Annotated in this window: 20 protein-coding genes; 11 read left to right on the top strand and 9 right to left on the bottom strand. The window is 65.3% G+C overall.

What is annotated here, in order from left to right; translation table 11 throughout:
• Positions 1-526: 526 nt before the first annotated feature.
• The 5 genes from Q0O95_RS07695 (at position 527) to Q0O95_RS07675 (ending at position 7,452) form a co-directional block, all read left to right on the top strand.
• Positions 527-2,029, top strand: coding sequence for an FGGY-family carbohydrate kinase (locus Q0O95_RS07695; RefSeq protein WP_293697049.1), 1,503 nt, complete (start codon positions 527-529; stop codon positions 2,027-2,029).
• 3 nt (positions 2,030-2,032) lie between these two features.
• Positions 2,033-3,667 (top strand): fucose isomerase, encoded by a 1,635-nt coding sequence (locus Q0O95_RS07690; RefSeq protein WP_293697047.1) that lies wholly within the window; start codon positions 2,033-2,035, stop codon positions 3,665-3,667.
• Positions 3,668-3,861: 194 nt separating this feature from the next.
• Positions 3,862-5,376, top strand: a complete 1,515-nt coding sequence (locus Q0O95_RS07685) for a sugar ABC transporter ATP-binding protein (RefSeq protein WP_293697045.1) — start codon at positions 3,862-3,864, stop codon at positions 5,374-5,376.
• Entirely contained in the window at positions 5,373-6,368 is a 996-nt protein-coding gene (locus Q0O95_RS07680; protein WP_293697043.1) for an ABC transporter permease, read from the top strand. The genes Q0O95_RS07685 and Q0O95_RS07680 overlap by 4 nt, the downstream gene beginning before the upstream one ends.
• 82 nt (positions 6,369-6,450) lie before the next feature.
• Positions 6,451-7,452: an ABC transporter substrate-binding protein gene (locus Q0O95_RS07675; RefSeq protein WP_293697041.1), complete on the top strand. Its 1,002-nt coding sequence runs from the start codon at positions 6,451-6,453 to the stop codon at positions 7,450-7,452.
• Between the two features lie 183 nt (positions 7,453-7,635).
• On the opposite strand, the gene Q0O95_RS07670 is transcribed toward Q0O95_RS07675, so the two are convergent.
• From Q0O95_RS07670 to Q0O95_RS07645, 6 genes are read right to left on the bottom strand one after another with little or no spacing between them, the layout of a single operon-like run.
• On the bottom strand, positions 7,636-8,586 hold the full coding sequence (locus Q0O95_RS07670) for an aryldialkylphosphatase (protein ID WP_293697039.1): 951 nt from the start codon (positions 8,584-8,586) through the stop codon (positions 7,636-7,638).
• Between the two features lie 2 nt (positions 8,587-8,588).
• Positions 8,589-9,491: a shikimate dehydrogenase gene (locus Q0O95_RS07665; RefSeq protein ID WP_293697036.1), complete on the bottom strand. Its 903-nt coding sequence runs from the start codon at positions 9,489-9,491 to the stop codon at positions 8,589-8,591.
• Positions 9,488-10,126, bottom strand: coding sequence for a bifunctional 4-hydroxy-2-oxoglutarate aldolase/2-dehydro-3-deoxy-phosphogluconate aldolase (locus Q0O95_RS07660; RefSeq protein WP_293697033.1), 639 nt, complete (start codon positions 10,124-10,126; stop codon positions 9,488-9,490). The genes Q0O95_RS07665 and Q0O95_RS07660 overlap by 4 nt, the downstream gene beginning before the upstream one ends.
• Positions 10,127-10,154: 28 nt before the next feature.
• A complete protein-coding gene (locus Q0O95_RS07655) occupies positions 10,155-11,126 on the bottom strand; it encodes an NAD(P)-dependent oxidoreductase (RefSeq protein WP_293697030.1) in 972 nt (323 codons plus the stop codon).
• Positions 11,126-12,622: a xylulokinase gene (gene xylB, locus Q0O95_RS07650; RefSeq protein WP_293697027.1), complete on the bottom strand. Its 1,497-nt coding sequence runs from the start codon at positions 12,620-12,622 to the stop codon at positions 11,126-11,128. The genes Q0O95_RS07655 and xylB overlap by 1 nt, the downstream gene beginning before the upstream one ends.
• A gap of 10 nt (positions 12,623-12,632) precedes the next feature.
• Positions 12,633-13,214, bottom strand: coding sequence for a glucose-6-phosphate isomerase family protein (locus Q0O95_RS07645; protein ID WP_293697024.1), 582 nt, complete (start codon positions 13,212-13,214; stop codon positions 12,633-12,635).
• Positions 13,215-13,536: 322 nt separating this feature from the next.
• On the opposite strand from Q0O95_RS07645, the gene Q0O95_RS07640 reads away from it, so the two are divergent.
• From Q0O95_RS07640 to Q0O95_RS07620, 5 genes are all read left to right on the top strand, one after another.
• Positions 13,537-14,232: a GntR family transcriptional regulator gene (locus tag Q0O95_RS07640; RefSeq protein WP_293697021.1), complete on the top strand. Its 696-nt coding sequence runs from the start codon at positions 13,537-13,539 to the stop codon at positions 14,230-14,232.
• A gap of 42 nt (positions 14,233-14,274) precedes the next feature.
• Positions 14,275-15,225: a tripartite tricarboxylate transporter substrate binding protein gene (locus Q0O95_RS07635; RefSeq protein WP_293697018.1), complete on the top strand. Its 951-nt coding sequence runs from the start codon at positions 14,275-14,277 to the stop codon at positions 15,223-15,225.
• Between the two features lie 80 nt (positions 15,226-15,305).
• Entirely contained in the window at positions 15,306-15,842 is a 537-nt protein-coding gene (locus Q0O95_RS07630) for a tripartite tricarboxylate transporter TctB family protein (RefSeq protein WP_293697015.1), read from the top strand.
• Positions 15,839-17,446: a tripartite tricarboxylate transporter permease gene (locus Q0O95_RS07625; protein ID WP_293697012.1), complete on the top strand. Its 1,608-nt coding sequence runs from the start codon at positions 15,839-15,841 to the stop codon at positions 17,444-17,446. The genes Q0O95_RS07630 and Q0O95_RS07625 overlap by 4 nt, the downstream gene beginning before the upstream one ends.
• Complete coding sequence (locus tag Q0O95_RS07620) at positions 17,443-18,300, top strand: dihydrodipicolinate synthase family protein (RefSeq protein WP_293697009.1); 858 nt, start codon at positions 17,443-17,445, stop codon at positions 18,298-18,300. The genes Q0O95_RS07625 and Q0O95_RS07620 overlap by 4 nt, the downstream gene beginning before the upstream one ends.
• Before the next feature lie 147 nt (positions 18,301-18,447).
• On the opposite strand, the gene Q0O95_RS07615 is transcribed toward Q0O95_RS07620, so the two are convergent.
• Positions 18,448-19,248, bottom strand: a complete 801-nt coding sequence (locus Q0O95_RS07615) for a GntR family transcriptional regulator (protein ID WP_293697006.1) — start codon at positions 19,246-19,248, stop codon at positions 18,448-18,450.
• Positions 19,248-20,183 carry a ribokinase gene (rbsK, locus tag Q0O95_RS07610; RefSeq protein WP_293697003.1) on the bottom strand — a complete coding sequence of 312 codons (936 nt, stop codon included), beginning with the start codon at positions 20,181-20,183 and terminating at the stop codon, positions 19,248-19,250. Before rbsK ends, Q0O95_RS07615 begins: the two co-directional genes overlap by 1 nt.
• A gap of 81 nt (positions 20,184-20,264) precedes the next feature.
• Here rbsK and Q0O95_RS07605 point away from each other — a divergent pair, with 81 nt between their 5' ends.
• On the top strand, positions 20,265-20,930 hold the full coding sequence (locus Q0O95_RS07605; RefSeq protein WP_293697000.1) for a transaldolase family protein: 666 nt from the start codon (positions 20,265-20,267) through the stop codon (positions 20,928-20,930).
• Positions 20,931-21,019: 89 nt separating this feature from the next.
• On the opposite strand, the gene Q0O95_RS07600 is transcribed toward Q0O95_RS07605, so the two are convergent.
• Positions 21,020-21,466: alpha-hydroxy acid oxidase (locus tag Q0O95_RS07600; protein WP_293696997.1), on the bottom strand; the 447-nt coding region annotated here is incomplete at its 5' end.

The following is a 21,466-nucleotide window of genomic DNA, read 5'->3' as shown; positions in this document are numbered from 1 at the left end:
GATGGCAGGGACGGCTCCGGATGAGGTAGCTCGCGTCGCGGAGGCCGCGAGCGCTGGCGTCGCGACGGCGATCCGAAAGGATCGCCGCTTCGAAGCTCCAGCGCACCAGTGGGCCGGAATCGTGGATGGGCAGGGACCTTACGATGCAGTTGGCATAGAAGTGGGGTGCGTGAGGATTCGGGTCCTGCGGACCAGAATCGTGGAAAGGCAGGGAGCTTACGATGCAGTTGGCATAGAAGTGGGTTGCACGAGGATTCGGGTCCTGCGGACCAGAATCGTGGAAAGGCAGGGAGCTTACGATGCAGTTGGCATAGAAGTGGGTTGCACGAGGATTCGGGTCCTGCGGACCGGAATCGTGGAAAGACAGGGACCTTGCGGTGCAGTTGCAGTCGGCATGGGTTGCGTGAGGATTCGGGTCCAGTGGAGCCGAATCGTGGATGGGCAGGGACTTACGGTGCAGTTGGCGTAGATAATGGGTTGCACCAGAAATCGTTTTCTGACAACCTTGCGCTAACGAGGAGGTTCCATGCTCGAGGCAGCTCACCACGCAACGATCGGCGTCGATGTCGGCACGTCGAGTACGAAGGGCGTGCTCACCGGGCTCGATGGAACACTCATCGCGCAGACCGTGCGGGAGCACACCGTCGACAACCCGCGCCCCGGTCACTTCGAGCACGACGCCGGGGTGTGGTGGCAGGAGTTCATCTCGATCGCACACGAACTCGGCGAGGCCGCAGCGGAGGCCGCGGCCTCGATCGTGGCAGTAGGCGTGAGCGGGATGGGCCCCTGCGTGTTGCTCGCAGACTCCGATGGCGAGCCGGTGCGGCGCGCGATCCTGTACGGCGTCGACAGCCGCGCCGGTCGGCAGATCGAAGCCCTGAACCGGGATCTCGGCGAAGAGGAGATCGTCCGTGTCGGCGGCACTCCGCTGACGTCCCAGGCGGCCGGGCCGAAAATTCAGTGGATCCGCGATCGTGAGCCGCAGGCGTACGCTCGGGCATCCCGCTTCCTGATGCCCGCCTCCTATCTCGCCCTCCGGCTCACGGGCGAGTACGTTCTCGACCACCACTCTGCGAGTCAGAGCTGGCCGCTCTACGACATAGAAGAGCAGCGTTGGCACGACGAGCACTGGCAGCGCATCGCACCGGGGATCGAGCAGCCGGAACTCAAGTTCCCCTCCGAACGCGCTGGCACGATCACGGCGCGAGCCGCTCATGAGACCGGCCTGCGGGAGGGAATCCCGGTCATCACCGGCACGATCGACGCCTGGAACGAAGCGGTCAGCGCGGGTGCTACCGAGCCCGGCGATCTCATGCTCATGTACGGCACCACGATGTTCCTGATCACGACGAGCAATAGGCGCGCCCCGGCCGACGGCATGTGGACGACCCGAGGCGTCGAACACGGCACGTATTCGCTTGCGGGCGGCATGGCGACGAGCGGGTCGATCACCTCCTGGATCCGTGATCTCACCGGCGGCGCCGGCTACACCGAGCTCACGTTGGAGGCTGCCGAGAGCGGACCCGGGGCTCGCGGGCTGCTCATGCTGCCGTACTTCGCGGGCGAGCGCACACCGGTGCAGGATCCGGATGCGCGAGGCACGATAGTGGGCCTCACGCTGAGTACCACGCGCGGCGACCTCTATCGCGCAGCGCTGGAGGCAACCGCGTTCGGCGTGCGCCACAACATCGCGGCGATGCGGGCATCCGGCACGGAAATCACCCGGGTCGTCGCCGTCGGCGGCGGAACGACGGGAGGGCTCTGGACGCAGATCGTCTCCGACGTCACCGGCATGGATCAGGTCGTGAACTCCGTGACGCTTGGCGCGAGCTTCGGCGCGGCGTTCCTGGCCGCCGGCCTCGTCGCCGAGCCGGACATCCGGCAATGGAATCCTCCTGCCGAAGTCGTGCGGCCGAACCCTGCTGCCCACGCCGAATACAGCGAGTTGTTCGAGCGCTACCTCGAGCTGTACCCGGCGACGAAGACCACTATGCACTGGCTCGCAGCGCGAGCAACAGAGAAGGAGTGAAGCGTGACCACGTATCAATTCCCCAAGTCGTATCAGGAGCCGCAGGCCGCCGAACGCACGATCTACACCGTTGCGTCGGGAGACCTGCGTCTGTCGGCCAACGAGGCCGGATGGCCGATGCAGCAGCAGTTCGAATCTCGCGTTGAGGAGGTGCTGGGCGAGCGCGGGTGGAGTGTCCAGCGCGCTCACGACGTGAACCCTGCAACCGGGCACGGCTTCATCGATACGCAGCGCCGCGGCATCGAGGTGTTCAAGCGCGTGCCGAAGGACGCTCCCGTCGTGATCGTCGATGCCGTCTGGCAGTACAGCCACCACGTCATCGCGGGGCTGCGCAAGCATCGTGGGCCCGTGCTGCTCATCGCGAACTGGGAAGGGCAGTTCCCCGGCCTCGTCGGCATGCTGAACATGACGGCGAGCCTGACGAAGGCGGGCATCCCGCATTCGACGCTCTGGAGCCGGGATCTCACGGACGAGTGGGCGCTGTCGAAGCTCGACGAGTGGCTTTCCACCGGCCGCATCGAGCACGACACCTCGCACGTGCGCGACCTGCCGACGCTGCAGGAAACCGAAGAGACCCGGCTCGGTCATGCGATCGCGCGGCAGCTCAGCGACGAGCAGGCCATCATCGGCGTGTTCGACGAGGGCTGCATGGGCATGTACAACGCGATCATCGACGACGAGATGCTGAACGCGACCGGCATCTACAAGGAGCGGCTCTCGCAGAGCGCACTGCTGGCGGAGATGGCGAAGGTCTCCGAGGACGAGCGTGAAACGGCGCTGCAGTGGCTCGAGAACAGGGGGATGGTCTTCCACTGGGGCGAGGACGACGCCAACGACCTCACCAGGCCGCAGGTGCTCGAGCAGATGGCGATGTACATCGCAGCGCTGCGAATCGCCGATGACTACGGTCTCGACGCCGTCGGTATCCAGTACCAGCAGGGCCTCAAAGATCAGTGCGCGGCATCCGATCTTGCGGAGGGGCTGCTGAACAACGTCGAACGGCCCGCGGTGTTCTCGCGCGACGGCAGCCGCGAGCTGTTCGCAGGTGAGGCGATGCCGCACTTCAACGAGGTGGACGAGGGCGTCGCCGTGGATGCGCTGGTGACGAACCGTGTCTGGAAGGCGATGGGCTTCGACCCCGCGAACACCCTGCACGACATCCGCTGGGGGGAGGAGTACGACGGCGATTTCGTGTGGGTCTTCGAGATCTCCGGCGCCGTGCCCGCCAGCCACCACGGCGGGTACGACAAGTCGTACTCGATGCGGCAGGTGCCCTGGTTCTTCCCGAAGGGAGGAGGCACGCTCGCGGGTGTCTCGAAGCCGGGCGAGATCGTCATTTCGCGCGTCTTCGTCATGGACGGCGCGCTGCACGCCGATATCGGCCGCGCGCACGTTGCGGATCTCCCCGAGGAAGAGACCCGGCGCCGGCTCGAGGCAACCGACAAGCAGTGGCCGATCATGCACGCCGTTCTGCACGGCGTCACGCGCGATCAGCTCATGGCTCGGCACAAGTCGAACCACGTGCAGGTCGCTTACGCTCCCGATGCTGCAGCAGCCGACCGCGCGCTCGCGGCGAAGGCGGCGGCGTTCGCCGGCATGGGCATCGACGTGCACCTGATCGGCGACGTGGCGCTCTAGTAAGCATCGGACGATTCTCGTGTGCAGCAGCAAGGTAGCGATCGGACGGCATAAATCGTTGTCCGGTTGTTATCCAGCGGGTGTGCATTGCGAAACGAATGGACGTAACCTGTAGTGACAACTCAGTCGACTTGCACTTTTGGCCGAGTAATGGTCGGATGTTTACACGGGTTTTTCTCGATGAAGAGGTAGTTGTGACGAATCCACTCCTGGAGCTAACCGGAATCAGCAAGAGCTTTCCGGGCGTTAAGGCGTTGCAGAACGTCGAATTCACGCTCGGTGGCGGCGAAGTTCTGGTGCTGGTCGGTGAGAACGGTGCCGGCAAGTCGACGCTCATGAAGATCCTCTCCGGCATCTACCAGCGTGACGAAGGCACGATCAGGGTGGATGGCCGCGAGGTCGAGATCCCGACCCCCGCGGTCGCGCAGTCCCTCGGCATCAGCATCATCCACCAGGAGATGAACCTCATGCCCGACCTCACCGTCGCGCAGAACATCTTCATCGGACGCGAACCGCGCGTGCTCGGAGTAATTCAGGAGGGCAAGCTCAATCGTCAGACGTCTGAGCTGCTCACCCGACTCGGTATCAACGTGAACCCCAAACAGCGAGTCGGCGATATGACGGTCGCCGGCCAGCAAATGGTCGAAATCGCGAAAGCGCTCTCCTATGACGCGCGCGTCCTGATCATGGACGAGCCGACGAGCGCCCTGACCGACACCGAGGTCGAAACGCTCTTCGAGCTGATCGAGAATCTGCGCGAGAAGGGCACGGGCGTCGTCTACATCTCCCACCGTATGGAAGAGCTCAAACGCCTTGCCGACCGCGTCGTCGTGCTGCGCGACGGACAGTACATCGGCCAGTTGGACCGTGAGGAGATCGATGTTCCGACGATCATCGAGATGATGGTCGGTCGGCAGATCAAATCGGACGTGCGGCCGCCCGAGCGCGACTTCTCCGACGCGGAGACCATCCTGCGCGTCAAGGGGCTTTCGACGAAGTCGCTCCTGAAGGACGTCGAATTCGAGCTCAAGAAGGGTGAGATCCTCGGATTCGCGGGGCTGATGGGAGCAGGACGCACCGAGACTGCCAGGGCCCTTATCGGAGCAGACTCCAAGAGCGCAGGCTCAGTGGAAATTCACGGGAAACCCGTGAAGATCAAGCAACCCTCGGATGCCGTGAAGCACGGCATCGGATACCTGTCCGAGGATCGCAAGGGCATCGGGCTGTTGCTCGAGCAGAGCGTCGCTGCGAACACGGTGCTCGCGAGCCTCGACAAGTTCAACCGCTTCGGCATCATGCAGGACGGCAAGTCGAAGCGAGTCGCGGGCGACTACGTGAACGATCTCAAGACCAAGACTCCCTCCACCCAGCAGATGGTGAAGTTGCTTTCCGGCGGAAACCAGCAGAAGGTCGTACTGGCCAAATGGCTTGTGCGCGACACCGACATCCTGATCGTCGACGAGCCCACGAGAGGCATCGACGTCGGCGCGAAAGAGGAGATCTACTCTCTGCTCGAAGGGCTTGCCGCGGAGGGCAAGTCGATCATCGTGATCTCCAGCGAGCTTCCCGAACTCCTGCGCATCGCAGACCGCATCGTGGTCATGGCAAGCGGCGAGATACGAGGCGAGTTGCTGAACGCCGATGCAACGCAGAACCGCATCATGGATTACGCGACGCAGATCGCCGAAGAAGGAGAACTGACGCTATGAGCGAGGCAAAGACCGAAACGGCGCCGGGAACCCCCGGTAGCGGGTGGAATTGGAAGTCCTGGATTCAGCAGGGGCTCGCGGTCGGCACCCTTGTCATGCTGTTCGCCTTCTTCTCGTTCATGAATCCCGCGTTCTACGGTTGGTCGAACATCTCGGGCATCCTGCTCGCGACGGCGGGTATCGGCATCATGGCTCTCGGCACCACGTTCGTGATCGCGACGGGCGGCATCGACCTCTCGATCGGTACCGGATCGACGTTTGCTGCCGTGGTCGTCGGAGTGTTCGGTGTGAACGTCGGCCTACCCATGTGGCTCGCTCTGATCATCGGTGTCGGCGCTGGAGCACTCATGGGGTTCATCAACGGTTTCAACGTCGCATTCCTGCGGATACCGCCGTTCATCGCGACGCTTGCGATGATGATGGTCGCGCAGGGGCTTGCGCTGATCCTCTCGGACGTCGCTCCAATCTACTTCCGTGACACCCCGTGGTTCAGCCAAATCGCGCTCGGCAATCTGATTCCGGGGCTGCCGAACGGTGTGCTGATCATGTTCGTGCTCGTCGCGATCTCGGCGTTCGTTCTGGCAAGAACCAAGTTCGGCCGCATAACGCTAGCGATCGGATCGAACGTGGAGGCGACGCGCCTCTCGGGCATCCCGACCAAGCGCTGGCTCGTCATGATCTACACCTTCGCGGGGATGTTCACCGCGGTTGCCGGAATCGTCATGGCTTCGCGTCTCGTGTCGGCCCAGCCGCAGATGGGCGTAGGGCTCGAGCTGCAGGCGATCGCGGCCGTGATCATCGGTGGAACGTCGCTGATGGGAGGCCGGGCATCCATCGTCGGGACGCTCATCGGTGCGCTCATCATGAGCACGCTCATCAACGGTCTGCGCATCATGGGCGTGCAGTCGGAGTGGCAGTTCGTTGCATCCGGCATCGTCATCGCGCTGGCCGTCTGGGTCGACAGCCTACGCAACAGGAGCAAGTCAACATAGCTTTCGCTCGACGTGCCCCGAGCGGAAAACACGAGTGAGGGCACCACATCGCCGAACATCGGCAAGAGACAATGGAGTTGCAATGAGAAAGAGAAAGGCGACGGTCCTGCTTGCAGGGCTGTCAGCAGCGGCCCTCGCGCTCGCCGGATGCGCGAACGGCGACGGCGGCGGAGACAACGGCGACAATGGTGACAACGGTGGCGGCGATGGCGGCTACCACATCATCCTCGTCTCGAAGGGCTTCCAGCACCAGTTCTGGCAGGCAGTGCAGGCCGGAGCACAAGAAGAAGCGGACGCACAGGGCGTCACGATGGACTTCGACGGCCCGGCGTCGGAGACGCAGGTCGACAACCAGCTGCAGATGCTGCAGACCGCGATCGACAGCGGCCCCGATGCAATCGGCTACGCGGCGCTCGACCCGGAGGCGTGCCTGCCGCTGTTCGACCAGGCAGAGGCCATGGACATCCCGATCGTTCAGTTCGATGCGGCCTGCAACAGTGAATACGGCAACTACCTCGCGGCCACGGACGGGGTCGCAGCTGGAGCGCTGGCTGCTGAGAACATGGCGGAAGAGCTCGGCGGCGAAGGCACGATCGGTGTCGTTGCGCACAGCCAGATCAACTCGACCAGCATCGAGCGTCGCGACGGATTCATCGATTACATGGAGGAGAACCACCCCGACATCGAGATCGTGGATGTGCAGTACGGTGACGGCGACCACATCGAGTCGGCCGACATCGCACGTGCGATGATCAACGCGAACCCCGACCTGGACGGCCTCTACGGCACGAACGAGGGTTCGGCGATCGGTATCGTGAACGCGATCAGCGAGCTCGGCATCGATCCCGGTGAGATCGCCGTGGTCGGCTTCGACTCCGGCTCGGCGCAGATCGAGGCGATCCAGGACGGTTCGATGCTCGGCGCAGTGACGCAGGACCCGATGGAGATCGGCCGTCTCACGATCCGCAACGCGATCGCGCTCATCGAGGGCGAGGAGCTGCCGGAGTTCACCGACACCGGCTCGTTCTGGTACGACGCCGACAACATCGACGACGAGGACATCCGCCAGATGATCTACGAGTGATCGGTATCGGTTGATCTGAGGAGGGCCCCGGCTTCGGCCGGGGCCCTTACTCGTTGAGACGATGTTCAAGCCCGGAGAACGTGAGAACTGTCAGATGTGCACGAGCGACTGACAATCGGTCAGTCACTCGGGAAAAGCGCGTCTTCTGAGTGATTCGAAGCACCGGAATTTCGAGATGGCGGTCTACTCGCCCCCGAGGAACGCGGCCGGATTGCCGACGAGCATCGTGCGCACGGCATCCTCGCCGATCCGCTCGCGAAGCCTGGGCAGGTAGCGCTCCCCGAGATACTGCAGCCCCGGCATCCCCCCGTAGGCGACGTAGCGACTCGAACGAGCGACATCGCCGCCGAGCAGCACACGGTTCGAACCCGCTGCGACAACGCGTTCGGTCAGGTCGAGCAATTCGGCGTCGCTGCGAGTTCGCGGCCTAGCCATGCCGTCGTAGCCGAGATACGCGCCACGTGCCATGAGATCGCGATGGAGTCCGGGGTCGGGGTCGCGATCAGCGTGCGCGAGCAGGATGCGCGAGCTCGCCACCCCGAGCGACGCGAAGCGGTCGAGCACCTCGTGCGCGGCCGTGCAGAACTCCAGGTGCACCATGACGGGCACGCCGGTGCGCTCGTGCGCGACCGCGATGCCTTCTATCGTTGTCGATTCGGACGGTGAGATCCGCCAGTAGTCGATACCGACCTTCGCCAGACCGGCGCGCACCTTGGTGCGGTCGCCGTGGATGTCGTGCGCGCGCATCCCGGTCTCGATGTCAGCGGTGAACAGGTCGCCGCGGGCCCCGGTGTCCAACTGCGCGAGGGGATGCTCGGCACCGTAGTGCGCATCCCGGTGCATGCCAGTCGTCGCGACGATGTGCAGCCCTGTCGCCAGCGCGATGCGGGCGAGTGCGGACGGCCGCCGCTCAAGGCCGACGGGTGTCGCATCGATTACGGCGTCGAAGCCGCTTGCAGCCAGGAGGCCGAACTCTTCGGCGCTGCTCTCTTCGTCATCGAGTTCGTCGCCGGGCAGCAGCGGCGATACCTGGAAGGCGTGTTCGTGCGCGTTGACTCGGCCGAGCTCGGCCACGGGCACGTCGCCGAGGACGGTTCTGGCGTGCCCGTGCGGGATCTGCGGCTGCGAAGGCATCGCTACCGGAACCCCTCCGCTATCTCAGCCAATCGGTCGACGCGCTCCCCAGTCATCTCGACATCGAAGACCTCTCCGATCACCTGCGTCCAGCCGTGGATGAAGTAGCGCCAGCCGTCGAACACACGCAGTTCGCGCGATGACTCCTGCTCGCGCGCCTGCTGCAGGAACTCGAGCGAGCCGCGGTAGTTGAACTCCCAGACCGTGGACCGCTGCGGGAACAGCGTTCCGGCCGGAACCGGGGAGCCGGGGCGATCTTTGCCGAGCCCCGAGGCGTTCACGACGAGTGATCCGTCCGGCGCCGCGGCGAGGACGGCCGCGGTGTCCTCCACACCGCGCACGTCGAGCATGGTTCGCGGTGTACCGCGCTCGGCGTGCACCTCGAGCAGATGCTGCAGCCGCTCTTCGCTCGTGTCGGTGACGACGATGCGCCGCGGGCGGTCCGGGCGTTCCGCGAGTCCCCAGCTCAGTGCGAGACCCGCCCCGCCGGCACCAAGGATGATCGCTTCTCGTGAGCCGCCGAAGCCGTTCCGCGGAAACAGTTCGTCGAGGGCGGCTGTCGCAGTGATGGGATCTTTGGCATGACCCAGCAGCCGGCCGTCCCGTTTGGAAATGCTCGACACCTCCCCGCAGGCTTCTGCGAAGTCATCGAGGCCGTCGAACAGATCGTGCGCCGCCGCATACATCGACATCTTGTGCGTTGTGACGAGCGCACCGCGGTGCTCGGCATCCTGCTTGATGCCCTGCACGGCGGCCCTGAACTCCGCGTCAGGAGCATCGAGCGCGATATCGATGCCCTCGAGTGTTCGCGTCGGCAGCCCGAGCTCCTCCGCCCAGGCCGGGAAGATCTTCATGATCGACGACGAAGCGGTCGTGACGCCGATGAACGCCATGCGCTCGCTCATGCTCGTACCTCACTCAGCGCGGCAGCGAACTGCCTCGCTACGGTCTCGATGCGACCCCAGTCTTCTTGCTCGAGTGCAGCCGATGGCACAAGGTCGCCGCCCGCACCCGCGGCGACGGCACCCGCCGAGAACCACTCGCCGAGATTCGTCGCGGAGACTCCCCCGGTCGGCATGAAAGGGATGCCCGGGAAAGGCGCACGCATCGCCTTCAGGAACGCTGGGCCGCCGAGCGAGGCGGGGAACAGCTTGACGACGTGCGTTCCCGCGTCGACAGCGGTCATGACTTCGGACGGTGTCATTGCGCCGGTCATGACGACGGCTCCGGTGTCGATCATCGAGTGCGTCAGTGCCGGTAGCGTGCCAGGCGAAACCAGGAAGCTCGCGCCTGCGGCAACGGCTTCTTCGGCCTGCTTTTCGGACGTGACCGTACCGGCCCCCACGTGGGCGGCATCGCCGAACTCACCGGTTAGTTCCCGGATCACGGCGGCCGCGTCGGGGGTCGAATACGTCACTTCGAGGCCGGTGATGCCGCCGCGCACGAGTGCTCTCGAAGCCTCGATCGCGTGCCGTGCTGACGGCGCCCGCAGTACGGCGAAAACTCCCGTGCTTTGTACTCGTTCGAGTTTGTCGCTCACGTTCGCTCCTTTGGTCTGATGGGTACGCTCATTGCACGGAAACGGGGTGCGATCCCGGCACGGGGTTCGGCGGCCGGCGGCCTTCGAGTACGGCGAGAGCATTCTCGACCGCGATCGACCCCATTCCGTCGACCGCCTCAACGGTCTGCGCACCGAAGTGCGGGGTCACCGTCACCCGATCGGCGAGGTCGTCAGCCAGGAGGGGCGAATTGCTTGCCGCTGTGTCACCGCGCAGTGTGTCGGCCGCGAAGCCACGAACGCGTCCGTCCCGCAACGCTGCCGCGAGCGCGTGCTCATCGATGAGGTCGGGCCGCGCCGTGTTGATGAGCGTGACGGGATGCTCGAGCCGGCCGAGCCAGCCGGCGTCGATGATGGTCGTGCCGCCGGGCGCGTGGAGCGAGACGATGTCGCTCGTGCGGCCGATGTCGGCAAGCGTCGATCCTGTGACGCCGGCCGCCGCGTACGCATCGTCGTCGAGGAACGGGTCGTACGCGATCACCGGGCTGCCGAAGCCGCTCAGCCGCTGCGCGACACCGCGACCTATGCGGCCGAAGCCGACGATGCCGACGCGCTGGGCACCGAGCTGGCGGCCGCGGATGACACTCCAGTCCCCGACGCGCACGCCGCGATCGCCGGCGGTGACCGACCTGAGCGCCGCCAGCATGAGCGCGACGGCGTGATCGGCGACGGCATCCGAGTTCGCGCCCGGAGTGTTCGTGACGGCGATGCTGCGTTCGGCTGCCGCTTGAACATCTACGGACTCGAACCCGACGCCGTAGCGAGCGATCACGCGCAGGCCGGGGGCCGCATCCATGTGCCGGGCGGTGACGGGGCCCGTGCCCGCGACCCAGGCGTCTGCCTTCGAAAGCGCGTCGGCGAGAGCCGCCGGATCGTGGCTGGAGGAACCGCGCAGCACCGTGTGGCCCTGCTCCGTGAGCTCGGCCGTGAGGTCGCGGTCGCCGTCGCCGAACGAGCGGCTCGTCGCCAGGATCACCGCCACTAGCGAACCTCCTCGTTCATCCAGGGCTCGAGCGCATCGTATGCGCCGCGGAACCGTTCGAGGCGCTCGCGGTAGCGTTCGTGCCTTGCAGCGTCGGGCTCGAACGCGGCGACAACGCGGGAGAGCTCGCGCGCCGGGGAGAAGTCGTCGGCCAAGCCGAGCCCGACCAGCCCGACAACGGCCGCGCCGAGGCTGTTCGCTTCGCCGACGACGCTGCGACGGCGCACCTGCACGCCCCAGACATCGGCCATGATCCGCAACCAAGCGTCGCTCGCTGCACCGCCGCCGACCGCGTCGATGCTCTCGAACGCATAGCCGTTGTCGGCGTACGCGTCGAGACATTCGGCGAGATTGAAGGCAACGCCCTCGAGCACCGCGCGCATCATGTGCTGCCGCTCGTGATGCCGGCCGATGCCGACGAAAGCACCGCGCGCATCGGTATTCCACTTCGGTGATCGCTCGCCGAGGAGATACGGGAGGAAGAACAGTCCGCCCGTTTCGGTGTCCTCGGTGCTCGCCTGCTCGACGAGCTCACGCAGGGATGCGCCACTGGGGTCGGGCGACAGGATCTCGTTGATCCACGCCACGGAGGCGCCGGCAGCCTGCATCGTGGCAGTCGGCACGTAGAGCCCCGGCACGACGTGCTCGAACGTGAAGGTGCGCATCGAAGGGTCGAGTACCGGCTCGCTCGACGCGAACGAGATCCATGATGACGTGCCCATCGCGATGTACGCGCCGTCCTCAGGAGCGACGACACCCGCTCCGACCGCGGCAATGGGTCCGTCGCCGCCTCCCATGACCACTCGCGTGGCCGAGGGTAACCCGGTTGCGGATGCGGCATCCTGCGTCAGCGACCCCACGACCTCGATCGATTCGACGATCTCGGGGAACAGCCCGGGGTCGAGCTCCGCGGCGGCCAGCGTCTCCGCCGACCATGCGCCGCGACCGATATCGTAGGCATTCGTCGAGGATGCGTCCGAGCGGTCGGTTGCGAGCCTCCCGGTCAGGCGTTGCACAACGTAGTCTTTCGCGACGCACACGTGGCGAACTTTCGCGAACGTATCGGGTTCGTTGTCGCGCACCCACATCACTTTCGCGAGTGAATACGTCGGATTGATGCGATGGCCGTGCAGCCTGTACGCATCGAGCTCGCCGAGGCGCTCGTTCAGCAGCGCGGCCTGCCGCCCGGCGCGTGTGTCGGCCCAGATGATCGCCGGCCGGACGGGCCGGCACGCCTCGTCGAGCAGGACTGCGCCCATCATCTGCCCGCTGATGACCATCCCTCGCACGGATGCCCGCTCGACTTCGGCCTCCGACAGCAGCCTCGAGGTGGCGTCGACGACGGCGTTGAACCAGTCGTCCGGATCCTGCTCGGCGATGCCGCCGTCCGCGAAGTGCGCCGGGTATTCGACCGTGACGGCACGCAGCAGTCGCCCCTGCTCGTCGTGCAGGGAGGCCTTGTTGCCGGTTGTTCCGAGGTCGTGTGCGATCAGCATGGCGCTGAGCTTACGCGTGTGCCGTGTAGGGGCGCAGTTCGTGGCCGTCAGCGGTGCTAAAGACGCGGTTGCCCATCCCGTGCTCGAGCACCCAGCCGTAATCGTGGCCGGCACCGCCCGGATACACAGCGAGGAATTTGTACGTCTCGTCGCCGACGTTGACAGACCGGTGCGCCCAGCCCGGGGGGATGTATCCGATCGTGCCGGGTGTCATGTCGAGCCAGGCGGTTTCCTCGCCGTCGAACATCAGCAGCCCGCCCGTGCCGTGGAGGGCGAGGTAGATCTCGCCCTGGTGGTTAGGGTGCTGGTGGCCCTTGGTCATCCAGAATTCGCCGGCGGTCGTGCCCGGCTCGATCGTCGTGATGGATTGCGGCAGTTCGCGGTCGACCTCGGGGACGGGGGAGGACTGCACGCTGTAGACAACGGGATCGCCGTCGGCGACGGCGGCCTTCCAGGCATCGTGATCGGCGAAGAGGCCCTCCAGAGCACTCATTCGGCGCACCAGCGTCGGCCCTTCCGGCGTGAGCCGAGCCGCATCGGCGTCGAACTGGATCGCGAACGGTGCGATCGGAGGTGTTGCGAAGTCGGGCATGACGCTCCTTCGGTATGAGTCGAGATGTTATTACAGGCTACATCGTGGTTGCGAGCCGTCGCGACCTCCCCTGGGCGTACCCCGCCGTGGTCATGCTCGACCTCCGCAAGGAGTCCTGAACTGCTTGCTTCGTCGTGTCAAGCCCGAAAAATCAAGCACTTGGGCACATACGCCCAGAAAGCAAGCAGTTGGACGCCTCGGCGCTTCAGTGTGAGCGTGACGTTCACGAGCGACGCCACGAAGCGAGAAAACGATTGCTGAATGCCTTGCAGCGTGTTAGGTTGACGGTTAACCGTAATCTGTTGGCTGACAAGGATGTCGAATGCCCGAACACAACTGGATGCACTCACTCGACTCGCTCGAGCCCATCCCCGTGCTGGGAGAGCACGTCGTCGCTCGTCTTCGCCGTGCGATCATCGCCGGCGATCTCCCGGTCGGAACACACCTCGTAGAAGCCAAGCTCTCAGCCAGGTTCAATGTCAGTCGCGGTCCCATCCGGGATGCACTGCGCCGACTGCAGACAGAGGGGCTCGTCGAGCCGCGTGGCCGCGGTCTGGCGGTTCGGGGCCTCACGCTCGATGACCTCGAGGAGCTCTACCTGGTACGAGAACTCATCGAGTCGACGGTCATGCGCCGCTGCTGCGAAATCGACAATGCGGATCTGACAGTAGTGAAAGTGCAGCTCGATCGGATGCGTGCCGGGTACGAATCCGGGGATCGTGAGCAGTTCGCGCGCGCCGACCTCGAGTTCCACACCGCGTTCTACGAGGTCGCTGGGTATCGTCGCCTCTCAAGCATTTGGGCTCAGCAGCGGCCAACGTTCGCCGAGGTGCTCGCCGTCACCAACGCACAGGACGGCGACCTTGCGCCGACGTTACGCGACCATGAGCTGCTGCTCGAAGCGGCCAGCGCTCGCGACATCGACCGCACGCTCGAGTTGCTGCACAGCCACATTCGCGGCTCGCTCGGTCGCATGCGGGCCGCATATGCCGACATCGCCGGGCCGAGCGCCGTATAGAACGTTTCCCTGACCACCATCCACAACGAAGGAGTTGCGAGAATGCGCACAAGACGATGGACGATTGCAGTGGCGGGTGCCGCGGCCGCGGGGCTCGCCCTCGCCGGATGCAGCCCGGTCGCAGACGAAGAGGCCGGCTTTCCGGAGAACGACCTCCGTCTGATCATTCAGGCGGATGCGGGAGGAGGCTCCGACCTCTCCAGTCGCGCGCTCGCGGCCGAACTCGAGAACGAGCTCGGCGTGAGCGTGATCCCCGAGAACATGCCGGGTGCATCCGGCGCGATCGCGATGGAGTACGTGGGCGATCAAGACCCGGACGGGTACACGATCGGCTTCGCGCCCGTCGAGGTCGCGATGCTCAACACGACGCAGAACGCGAACGTGCTGCCCGAGAACTACACGTTCATCGGCCAGATCATGCTCGCCCCCGGCGTGATCTCGGTCGGCGCCGATAGCCCGTACGAGACCCTGGAGGATCTGATCGCAGCGGGTCAGGAGGGCTCGGTCACCGTCGCCAATTCCGGCGCCGGATCGATCTGGGAAGCCGCTGCGCTCGGTATCAACGACGCCGCGGGTACGGACTTCACCCCCGTCGCGTACGACGGAGGAGCGACGGCGGTTGCCGCGGCGGCCTCTGGCGAAGCCGACGCTGCCGTCTCCGGCGGCGGAGAGGCGATCGCCCAGGGCGACTCCGTTCGAATCCTCGGGGTCATGCACGACGAGCGGCTGGATTCACTGCCCGACGTCCCGACCTTCCAGGAGGCCATCGGCGAGGACATCCAGTTCGGCGGCTGGGGTGGCATCTACACGACCGCTGACGTCCCGGATGATGTTCGCGACATCCTCGAAACAGCGGTAGCGAACGCGGTGGAGTCCGACTCCTACCAGGACTTCCAAGAGAATGCCGGGAACCTGGTCATCTATCGAGACAGCGCCGAGTTCACGAGTTTCGTGACCGAGCAGTTCGACCTCTTCCAGGAGTTGCTGGGCTAACGGGCGGCCGTGAGGAGGGCCGTGTGGCCCTCCTCACTCGTGCCCGGTGCTCAGTGCGTTAACCCGAAAGAAGTCAATCAATGAGCGTTGCCGATACCGACGCGGGTGTCGTCGGCCAGGACGCCGACTCGCCGCCGCCGAACAAGGTGATGGAGATCGCAACAGCCGTGCTCTCGCTCGTCGTCATGGTGCTCGTGCTCGTGCTGTCGACGCAGATCACGCTGCGCAGCGAAGCATCGCCAGGGCAGATCGATGCGCGATTCTGGCCGACGGCGCTATCGATTGCGGGCATCGTGCTCTCCGTTGCGCAATTGGGTATCGCGATCGGACGTCCCGCGCCGGACCGTGAGGACCTCGACGTTGTGCGCCGTGCTGGATATCTGCGGGTGGCGTCCACACTGCTCGTGACCGCCGTGTTCGTCATCGTGTGGAACATCGGCTCGGTCGTCGCCTTCGGATTCCGGATCGAGCTGTTCCCGTACGCGGCTACCATCTACCTGGCCGCGCTCATCGCCATCTACGGCGCGCGGAGCTGGAGGGCCTACGTGCTCTTCCCCCTGCCCATGGCGATGCTCGCCTATCTGCTCTTCAGCGTCGTCTTGAGGATCCCGCTATGAACGTCATCGTCGAAGGGTTCGCCGCACTCGGCTCCGTCGAAGTGCTCCTCTGCCTGCTGCTGGGGCTCGGCCTCGGTCTCCTCGTCGGCGCGTTCCCAGGTATCACCGCGACCATGGCCGTTGCTCTCGCATCGGGCTTCACGCTCACGCTGGACCCGGTGCCGGGGCTCTGCGTGCTGCTGACGATCTACGTCGCGGCCAACTTCGGCGACCGCATCCCGAGCATCCTGATCAACACGCCCGGCACTCCCGCATCCATCGCGACGACGCTCGACGGCTATCCGATGGCGAAACAGGGCAAGGCCGGGCTCGCGCTGACGATGTCGGCATTCGTGACCGCGGCCGGGGTGCTGCTGAGCATGGTCGTCTTCATCGCCGCAGCCGTGCCGATCGCGACCATCGCGCGCGATTACTTCCGCTCTCCCGAACTGTTCGCACTGGTCGTCTTCGGCCTGACCGTCATGATCGGCATCGCTTCGAAGTCGGTGCTGAAGGGACTTATCGCTGGCGTTATCGGCCTGCTGCTGGGATCGGTCGGGCTGTACTCCGCTACGGGGGATCAGCGATTCACCTTCGGTATCTCCGAGCTCGCCGGCAGTGAGGGCGTCTCCTTCCTCGCTGTCATCATCGGTCTCTTCGGAGTCACCGAGCTGTTCGATCAGATGCTCACGCACCATCAGCAGAAAGTGAAGCCGATCTCGGCTCTCGGTCGATGGTGGCCGACGAAGCGCGAATACCGGCAGTCGTTGAAGCCGTTCGCGGTGTCGTCCGGCGTCGGCGTTGTCGCCGGCCTCGTGCCAGCGGCCGGCGGTGACATCGCCGGGCTCATCGGCTGGGATCGCGCGCGCCGCATCTCGAAGAACCCCAAGAGTTTCGGCAAGGGCAACCTCGAAGGAGTCGTCGCCGCGGATACGGCTTCCAGCGCAACGCTCGGCGGATCGCTGACCACGACGATGGCGCTCGGCATCCCGGGAGACTCGGTGATGGCGGTCATGATCGGCTCCATGCTGATCTGGGGGCTGAACCCCGGCCCGCAGCTGTTCACGTCGCGCCCCGACCTCGTCGTCACGATGGCCGCCATCATGGTGATCGCGGTGATCCTCTCGCTCGCCGCCAGCCTCGTGCGCCTGCGCGGCATGGTCAGGCTGCTCGATACGCCGAACCACTTCCTCTGGCCGACGATCCTGCTGTTCTGCATGCTCGGCACCTACGCCACGACGAACAGTATCTTCACGGTCATTACGATGCTCGTCGCCGGCGTGATCGGTGTCGTACTGAAGCGCGTCGGCATCCCCGCCGGACCCGTCGTGTTGGGTCTGTTGCTCGGGCCGATCGCGGAGGAGAACCTCGCCCGCACCCTCGTACTGCAGCAGGGCCGCGGCTTCTTCGAGGTTTGGAGCCCCGTTGCTCTCGCCTTCCTCGCCCTCGCCGCACTCTCGCTGATCGTGCCCATGCTCAGACGTCGCAAAGGCGGCCTCGAGCAGAAGATCGCCGACGAACTCGCGACCGATGCTGCCACAAAGGCGGTCATCACGCAGACAACACCGCTGCAGGAGATATCCGACAGCGACACCGAACCCGACAACAAGGAGAACACCCCGTGACCTCACCCGCCGTCATCACCGCCATCCCGACCGCCTTCACCGCAGACGGGAGCGTCGACCTCGACGCCTCTCGCGCGATCTTCGAGTTCGTCGCGAAGTCGGGCAATGAGGGCGCGTTCGTCCTCGGCACGACCGGTGAGTTCCCGGCTCTGACCGTCGCAGAACGCAACGAGCTGGCGAAGCTCGCAGTCGAGACCATGGGCGAGCGGATGCGCGTCATCGTGCACGTGGGCGCGCCGAGTCTGTTCGAAGTGCAGCAGCTGATCGAAGGCGCTCGTGAAGCGGGAGCCACCGAGATCGCGGTCATCACGCCGTATTACTTGCCCGTAACGGATGCGGCGCTGGTCGACTTCTTCCGCAGCGTGAACGAGGCAGCCGACGGGCTTCGAGTCTTCGTGTACGTGTATCGGAAGCGAGCCGGCAACTTCGTCTCCGTCGATGTGATGACCGAGATTTCCCGCCTTTCCAATTTCGTGGGCGCGAAGGTGAGCGAAGAGCCGCTCGAACTGCTGCAGGAGTATCGCGAATTCGTGCCCGACGACTTCGTGATCTACACGGGAGCCGACGCCGACATCCTGCGAGTTGCGAACTACGGTGCGCAGGGAGTCGTATCGGGCGTTTCCTCGGTGCTGCCGGGGCCGTTCAGGGCCGCCGCGGAGGGCGGTGCCGCTCCTGCGCGATTGCAGGAGGATGTTGATCTCGCGGTTGGCGCGGTTGGGGGCGATATGGAGCGGATGCGCGTGGCGCTCGAGCTGCAGGGGGTGCCTGCGGGGACATCCCGAATGGCGCTCGCGGAGCCGGCTTCGGATGCTCGTGCACGCATCCGGGAGGCGGTGGAGCGCCTCGGTCGCTGAGCGAGCGGTCGCCGGTAGCGGCGGAGCGTCACGGAAAGCGGCGTTGTGCTCGAGAAGCGGCAGAAAACGCCGCGTTTCGGTGCAGATCCCGAATAGCGCCGTGTTTCGTGACGCGCGAGCGACGTCTGCGACCGGAAATCGACAGCGTTAGTTGCCCGTATCGGTTGTCAAACGCATGCCGACGCCGTCGCCGGGGTCGTCCATATCGAAGACGAAGCTGCTCTTATCGCCCCGATGCACGGCCACGAAGCACTCGATCGTCGAACCGTCGGAGGCGCGGGTGATGCTGTTCAGCCGCATCGCGGGCATCCCCTCTGCGACACCCAGGAGTTCACCTTCGCGCGCATCCGTGACAATCGCCTCCAGGATGCGCCTACCGCGAACCGCACGAACGCCACGCTGCTCGAGTGCGAGGTAGAGCGAGCCGGTCTCGAAATCAACATCTTCGACGAGCGCCGCGATATGGCGTGGCAGCCACGTCTTCGACAGCGACCACGGCATCCCGTCGACGAAACGCAGCCGCTCGAGCACGAGTACGTCCTCGTCGGGTTCGACGCCGAGTTTTTCGGCAACACGGACATCGGCTGGGAGGTACTCGCGCTGCAGCACGTGCGATGTCACGGTGCCACCGCGCTCGGAGACGTCTTCGTACAGCCCCATCAGGCGATTCGCGAGGCGCTCGCGCGTCTTGATGTCAGAGAGGAAGGTCCCTTTCCCCTTCACGCGGGTGATGAACCCCTCGTATTCGAGGGCACCGAGCGCTTGTCGCACCGCGGTACGCGAGACGCCGAAGATTCTGCAGAGTTCGTGCTCTCCCGGCAGTAGCTCGCCGGGTGCTATCCGTTCGGCGGCGGCGGAGGAGATGATCACCCGCTTGATCTGCTCGTAGTACGGCAGGTCGCTCGACCGGTCGATCGGCTCGGTGCCCTGCCACCACGGCGTCGCCATCAGATGCCTTGCCGGAATCGTTCGACTTCTTCGTGCATCGGCAGACTCGGTGAAGCGCCTCGCTTCGTGACCGCGAGAGCTCCTGCCGCACTCGCGCGTTCGATAGCAGCATGCAGATCGCTGCCGGATGCGAGGCTCGCTGCCAAGAAGCCCGCGAACGCGTCGCCGGCTGCTGTCGTGTCGACCACGTCAACGCGCAGCGGCGGAAAGTGCGTCGCCTCGCCGTCTGTCGTGACGAGGACACTCCCTTCGCTCGCGAGCGTAATGAGCGCGTTCTTCACGCCGCGGTCGAGGAACCACTGGGCCGCCTGGACGGCGGAGGCTCGATCGGTGACCGGAATGCCGGTCAGCAACCGCGCTTCCGTCTCGTTCGGTGTGACGATGTCGATCAGGGGCCAGATCTCATCGTCGAGTTCGTGCGCTGGGGCCGGGTCGAGAACGACGGTCAGCCCGTGCTCCTGAGCGCGGCGAATGGCGTGCATGGTCAGGGTGAATGGAATCTCCAATTGCGAGAGCATGACCGAGCTCGTTGCAGCGAAGTCCCCGAAGGCAGTGTCGATCTGCTCTTTCGAGAGGTGCGCGTTCGCCAGCGGCACCATCACGATGTCGTTCTCGCCCGCGGCGTCGACGCGGATGTGCGCGATCCCGGTTTGGTCGTCCACCGCGCGCAGGTGCGTTATGTCGACCCCGGCATCCCGCAGACCCCCTGTCACGAGCTCTTGGAACAGGTCGGTGCCGACACAACCGACGAAGCGTGCTTCGGCTCCGGCTCGTCCCGCCGCGACCGCCTGGTTCGCCCCCTTGCCGCCGAGGACGAGCGTGAAGGCATCGCCCAGGAACGTCTCGCCCGGCTCCGGTAACCGCGAGGAAAAAGTGGTGACGTCGGCCGTGACGGATCCGACAACGAGCACTGCGCCGGGGGCAGCTTCGCCCATGACCGCTCCGATCTTTGATTGCTACGATGAAATCTGTAATTACATTACCGGTTCGGCCGGCGCTACACTTTGGAGAACGCGATGGCAGATCACCTTCCTCGACTCTACGCCGACTCGGCCGAACTCGACGCCGTGACCCCCCTGTTGCAGGGTTCGCTCGTGCACGGCGTATCGACCAACCCGACGCTCCTGGAGCGGGCCGGGTTGACGACCCGCGACATTCCTCAGCTGACCGCCTCGTTGCTCGAGTCCGGTGCCCGCGAGGTGTTCCTGCAGACCTGGGGCGATAGCGAGCAGGACCTCATGCGGCGCGCACACGAGCTGCTCGCGCTGAGCGACCGCGTCGTTGTCAAAGTTGCTGCAACGGCCGCTGGGTTCGCCGTCGGATCACGCCTCGCTCGCGAAGGCATCCCCGTGCTGCTGACCGCCGTCTACACGCCCGGCCAGGCGCTCGCAGCGGCCTCCAGTGGCATCCGGTACATCGCTCCCTACCTGGGGCGGATGCGGGATGCGGGGCTCGGCGACATCGACACGATCGCGCGAATGCAGCGGGTCTGCGGCCGGTCGGACACCGAAGTCTTCGCGGCTTCCGTGCGCACGCCCGACGACATCGTCGATCTGGTCGAGGCCGGCATTACGGCGATTACCGCTCACCCGACCGTGCTGCGAGACCTGTTGTACCACGATGTCACGGAGCAGTCGGCCGCCGACTTCAATGCGGCACGCTCGATCGTGACGGACGGATAGGCGCCCATCCCCGCAGCCGGCGCTGAAAACTACAGCTGAGCGGGCGTCGAAGTGGATAATCCAATCCGACCTCCGCTCAGCTGCCAGTTTCAGCGCTTGTGGAGTTCGTCGAGCATCGTGACGTGCTGGGGCCCGAGCTCCTCGAGGGATGCGACGCCCAGGAGGCGCATCACGCGCGCGACTTCATCCGAAAGGATCGACAGGGCGCGGTTCACGCCGGCGCGGCCTCCCGCCATGAGCCCGTAGAGGTAGGCGCGGCCGACCTGCGTGTAGCGAGCGCCGTGCGCGACGGAGGCGACGATGTCGGCACCCGACATGATGCCGGTGTCGACGTGCACCTCGACGTCCTTACCGACCTCACGGACGACATCCGGCAACAGCCTGAACGGCACGGGCGCGCGGTCGAGCTGGCGGCCGCCGTGGTTCGACAGCTGGATGGCATCGACGCCGAAGTCGGCCAGCCGGCGTGCGTCCTCGACGGTCTGCACTCCCTTGACAACGAACTTGCCGTTCCAGAGCGACCGGATCTCACTCAG

The organism is uncultured Agrococcus sp. (assembly GCF_945915485.1).
Lineage (GTDB): Bacteria > Actinomycetota > Actinomycetes > Actinomycetales > Microbacteriaceae > Agrococcus.
This window is presented reverse-complemented; position numbering and strand designations above follow the sequence as displayed.